The organism is Mesorhizobium sp. M7A.F.Ca.ET.027.03.2.1 (assembly GCF_003999175.1).
Lineage (GTDB): Bacteria > Pseudomonadota > Alphaproteobacteria > Rhizobiales > Rhizobiaceae > Mesorhizobium.
In genome coordinates this window covers 1-4898 of the sequence record NZ_RZOM01000416.1, presented here as the reverse complement: position 1 = coordinate 4898, position 4898 = coordinate 1, and the positions used below count along the sequence as shown (strand labels likewise).

The 4898-nt window shown below is 65.2% G+C and carries 5 protein-coding genes; 2 read left to right on the top strand and 3 right to left on the bottom strand.

Annotated elements, in window-relative coordinates:
• The coding region (ptsP, locus tag EN750_RS18495; RefSeq protein ID WP_127397273.1) for a phosphoenolpyruvate--protein phosphotransferase at positions 1-1365 on the top strand (1365 nt) is incomplete at its 5' end.
• Positions 1366-1379: 14 nt separating this feature from the next.
• Here the strand turns inward: ptsP and EN750_RS18490 are convergent.
• Positions 1380-2183, bottom strand: coding sequence for a hypothetical protein (locus EN750_RS18490; protein ID WP_127397272.1), 804 nt, complete (start codon positions 2181-2183; stop codon positions 1380-1382).
• 158 nt (positions 2184-2341) lie between these two features.
• Between EN750_RS18490 and EN750_RS18485 the strand changes: the two genes are divergently transcribed.
• Positions 2342-3352 carry a sugar-binding transcriptional regulator gene (locus EN750_RS18485; RefSeq protein WP_023811047.1) on the top strand — a complete coding sequence of 337 codons (1011 nt, stop codon included), beginning with the start codon at positions 2342-2344 and terminating at the stop codon, positions 3350-3352.
• On the opposite strand, the gene EN750_RS18480 is transcribed toward EN750_RS18485, so the two are convergent.
• Complete coding sequence (locus EN750_RS18480) at positions 3339-4190, bottom strand: TIGR01459 family HAD-type hydrolase (RefSeq protein WP_127397271.1); 852 nt, start codon at positions 4188-4190, stop codon at positions 3339-3341. The genes EN750_RS18485 and EN750_RS18480 overlap by 14 nt on opposite strands.
• Positions 4187-4898 (bottom strand): FGGY-family carbohydrate kinase (locus EN750_RS18475; protein WP_245482736.1); only part of this gene is annotated, 712 nt, incomplete at its 5' end. The genes EN750_RS18475 and EN750_RS18480, both read right to left, overlap by 4 nt.

Genomic DNA, 4898 nt, shown 5'->3' with positions numbered 1-4898 from the left:
GCCGAGGGCCTGATCAAGGGCGGCAATGACGCGGTCTCCGCCGTCATCACCGCCGCATCCAACATTGCCGCCGAATTCAGCGCGGTCGACGATCACTATCTCAACGCGCGGGCGGACGACGTTCATGCGGTCGGGCGGCAGATCTGCCTCGTGTTGCTGGGGCAGGACGATATCAGCCTCGAAAACATCCCCGAAGGCGCTATCCTGATCGCCGACGACATCGGTGCCTGGGATCTGGCACGCGCGCCGCTGAAGCGTATCGGCGGCGTGGTGTGCGGCCATGGCGGCGCCACCTCGCACATCGCCATCATCGCGCGCTCGCACGGCATTCCGGCAGTGCTCGGCCTCGGCGGCCAAGTCAATGCCTTGCGCACCGCGCGAGAGGTCGCGCTCGATGGCAATGCCGGCCATGTGATCATCGACCCCGACGAGGCGACCCGCGCCGATTTCGCCGGCCGCGTCGAAGCGGCGGCAAAGGAGCGCGCCGGACTGACCATCTTCAAGACGGTGACGCCGAAGCTTGCCGACGGCAGGATCATCGAGGTCGCGGCCAATATCGGCTCACTTGAGGAAATCGAAGCGGCGCAAGAGGCTGGTGCCATGGGCATCGGCCTGTTCCGCACCGAGCTTTTGTTCATGCGCCATATGCATCTGCCCTCGGAAGACATGCAGGCCGAGACCTATGCGGCGCTGGCCAAGGCTTTTGCGCCTTATCCGGTCATTGTGCGCACGCTCGACATCGGCGGTGACAAGCCGATTGCCGGCATCGAATTTCCCGACGAGGAAAACCCCTTCCTCGGCTGGCGCGGCATCCGCATGTGTCTCGACCGGCCCGACATCTTCAAGCGCCAACTGCGGGCGCTGCTGCGCGCCGCCGTGCACGGCAACATCAAGGTGATGCTGCCGATGGTGTCCGACATCTCAGAGGTCAGGCAGACGCGCGTGCTGGTTGACGAATGCACGGCCGAGCTGAAGGCCGAAGGCGTGCCGCACGCGTCATTCGATCTCGGCGTCATGATCGAAACCCCGGCCGCCGTGCTGATCGCCCCGACGTTGGCCAAGGAGGTTGCTTTCTTCTCGATCGGCACCAACGATCTGACCCAGTACATCATGGCCGCCGACCGGCTCAATCCGACCGTCGCCAGGCTCAACGATGTCACCAATCCAGCCGTCATGTCGGCGATCGAAATAACGGCAAAAGCCGGCGTCGCCGCCGGTATCATGGTCGGCATGTGCGGTGAGGCGGCCGGCCGTCCCGATCTCATTGCGACCTTCGTGAAGATGGGACTGACCGAACTCTCGATGAGCCCGGCTTCCATCCAGCGCGCCAAGAAAGCGATCATGGCCATGGCCGCTGAAGGCTAGCCCAGACCGGCTAATTACGGCAGATGGGCAAGCAAGGTGGCGAACACCGGTGTCAGTTCAGCGATCGGGTTTGCCTTGGCGCAGGCCTGAACGATGCGGTCGTGGCGAATATCCGCCGCCAGGATCGCGATCTCCAGCATATCCGGCTCCGGCGCACCGTCGCTGCCGGTGGTCGCCAGGCCGCAGGCCAAAGCGAGCGGCGCCAGGCAGCTTATGTCGAGCGCCCGGCCGGCAATCGCGGCCGGCGTTTCCGGCACGGTCTCGGCAAAGCGAACCGGACGCTGGCTGAGGCACTCGACCAGCAGCGCCGAACAGGTCGCAGCGATTGCCTGCAGTCCGGCGCCTGGCGCGGCCAAGGCGGCCAGGAGGTCGCCATGCCGCTTGCGCATCGTGGCATGGACGGCCGCGAAATCGGCTTCGTGGATGCGGGCATTGTCGATGTTCAGGCCGGCAAGCACCGCCTTGGTCAGATAATACATATCGCGCCGGAACAGGCGCTCGGCGCTCAGCTGGCGGTCCTCATTGCCGATCGGGAAATAGGTGCCGAGGCCCTTTACCGTCGTGCCGTCCACCTTGATCGGGCGCTCATGCGGGACGAAAGCTTCAGCGATCGACAGCGCCTCGTCGACGGCACTCGCGGCATGGCTGAGCAGGCCTTCGATGCCCTTGCCCGGAAACGGCGGCAGATGGCTGGTTGCTTCGCGCAGGATGCTGGCATCGCCGCTGCCGTCATGGCGGCTCTGGCGGATGATTTCGCGGACTTCCCGCAGCCGGTCCTTCAGATTGACGCGGACATCTTCGGAGATTTGTCGGAGCATCGCGGATCGCCTTGAAATTTGCTGCGGATAGCCGCCAAGCGGGGCAGCCGCCACTCTCTACATTGTTCCTATCGATTGGTAGATCAATAGGCGATACTAGACCAGCATGGAGAATCGGCGGCAGCGCGCTCGTCCGTCGCCGCAGGGGAGAGACAGACTTGGGCAGACGACGACAGGGCGAAAGCGAAGACGGTCGAGGCGAGGCAACCGAGCAGGTCGCCAGCGAAAGCCGGACGGATCGCCTCAGGATTCGCGCCGCCTGGATGTATTTCGTCGAACAGATGACGCAGAACGAGATCGCCGACGTGCTCGGCGTCGGTCGCGTCACCATCGTGCGCATGCTGGCGGATGCCCGGGCGCGCAACGAAGTGAAGATCACCATCGAGAGCGAATTGTCGGAAATTGTGCGGCTTGAGCGCGCGCTGGAGAAGACGTTCGGGCTGCAGCAGGCGCTGGTGGCGCCGCTTTCGGCACCCGATGCCGATCCGATACCGGCGATCAGCGCCAAGACCGGCAGTTTCCTGTCGGACACGATGAAGTCCGGGATGCGGGTCGGCGTCGGCTGGGGGCAGACGCTGTTCTCGAGCCTGCCCTTCATCAGCGCCAAGTCGCTCACCGATTTCAAGGTGATTTCGCTGCTTGGCGGTGTCGGCGTCGTGCGCCGGGTAAACCCAGCCGAGTTCGCCTGGCGCTTCGCTCAGATATTCCAGGGCGACGGCTATCTGATGCCGACACCAGCCGTCGTCGACAGCGTCGAGACCAAGATCGCACTGATCGAGCGCTGCGGCCTGCAGGAGATTTTCGAAATGGCCGACGTGCTCGATGCCGTTCTGCTGAGCGTCGGCGGGATCGCCTCGGCCACCACCTTCTCTCGTGGCGGTTTCCTCAAGGAGGCGGATCGGGAGGCCCTGCTTGCGCGTGGCGCCGTGGGTGACCTCCTGTTCCATTTCTTCGACCGCAACGGCGATCTGGTCGACCATCCCGTCAACAGCCACGTGATGTCCGTGGATGTCGACCGTCTGCGCAAGGCGCCGATCCGTATCCTCACCTCCGGTGGCGAGGAGAAAACCGAAGCGCTGCTCGGCGCCATGACCCTCATCGCCCCAACCATCCTGATCACCGACGAGGAGAGCGCGCGCCGCATGCTGGAAGCGGTCAGCGGAAGCTGAAACTGTCCGTGATGTAGTCCGGCCAGGCCTGTTGTTCGTCGAAAACAGCGGCGAGATCCGGTGTGTCCGCCAGTATTCCGCTCAGCACCAGCGCGGTGGCGATGCCGGTGCTGTTCCCCCCCGATATATCGTGTTCGACGCTGTCGCCGACGCAGACCACGGTGCCACGGTCCGGCTCGCCGGCCAGCGCCAGCGCGGCTTCGAAAATCGCCTTGTCGGGCTTGCCGATACGGGTAACGCTGCCGCCCAGGCTTTCATAGAGATCGGCCAGACGGCCGGCGCCGAAGCGAGGGCCAACGGCCGTCAGCATGACGATGTCGGGATTGGTGCAGAAACACGGCACCCGCCGCTCTGCAGCCGGCGCGAACAGCCTGCGATAATGGTCGAGGTCAAAGCGGTCACCCTCGCTGGCCGCGATCAGCACCAGTTCGGCCTCATCGCCGGACCCGGTCAGCACAAAAGGCAGGCCCTCGATCGCGGAGCGGTCAGCTTCACGGCTGATCAGCAGACATTTTGTCCCTGGGCGCAGCTTCCCCGAAATCGCCATCTGCCTGAAGGATCGCCACGCCACCTCGCCGGAAGAAACGAAATGATCCCAGCTTCCCGCTTCGAAGCCGAGTTTCATGAGCCGGCTTTCATTGGGTCGTGCCCGCCTGCCGGAGTTCGAAACCAGCACCACGGTCTTGCCGGCGCGCTTCAGCGCCGACAGCGCTGCCACCGCGCCTGGATAGGGCCGTGTGCCGTCATGCAGCACGCCGAACTGGTCGAGCAGGAACACATTATAGCGCTCCGCCAGCGGCCCGATGCCGTCGAGACGTTCGATCGTTTTGGCGCTCATAGGAGTCCTGCCCGGCTTGCACCCATCAGCGCCAGCCGCGCCGTGCCGGCGGCGGCCTCGTCGGAAAGCGCGGGCAGGAAATCGACGCCGAGCCTGCGCCGCCGGATTGCCGTCCAGGCCGGGTTCGCCGCCCCGCCTCCGACGCTCCTGACCGATATCAGCGCGGGCGCGCCGAGTTCGGCAAGCCTGTCATAGCCGAGCGCTTCGATCGCGGCGATGCCTTCGAACATCGCTTTCAGATAATCGGCGTCATCCGCCGGCCGGGGCGCAAGGCGAGGCGGCAGCGCCGGATCGGCGATCGGAAATCGTTCGCCCGTGGCGGGAAGCGGATAGTAATCGAGGCCGGTGTCGGTCTCCGGGTCGATTGTCGCGCTGAGTTCGATGATACGGGCGAGCGGAAAATGCTGAGCCAGCACCTTGCCGCCGGAATTCGACGCACCGCCTGCCAGCCAGGCGTTGCCGAGCCGGTGGCTGTAGATGCCGAAGCGCGACGCCGAAATCGGCCGGTCGGACAGGATCTTGATGGTCAGCGAGGATCCCAGCGCAGTGACGCCGTCGCCGATCGCGGCAGCACCGGTCGCCAGGAACGAGGCGCAGCCATCCGTGGTGCCGGCGACGACGGCCACATCGCGCGGCAAGCCGAACAGTTCTCCGGCTTCCGCGGTGAGGGCGCCGGTGACTTCGCCCGGTTCGGCCACGCGCGGCAGC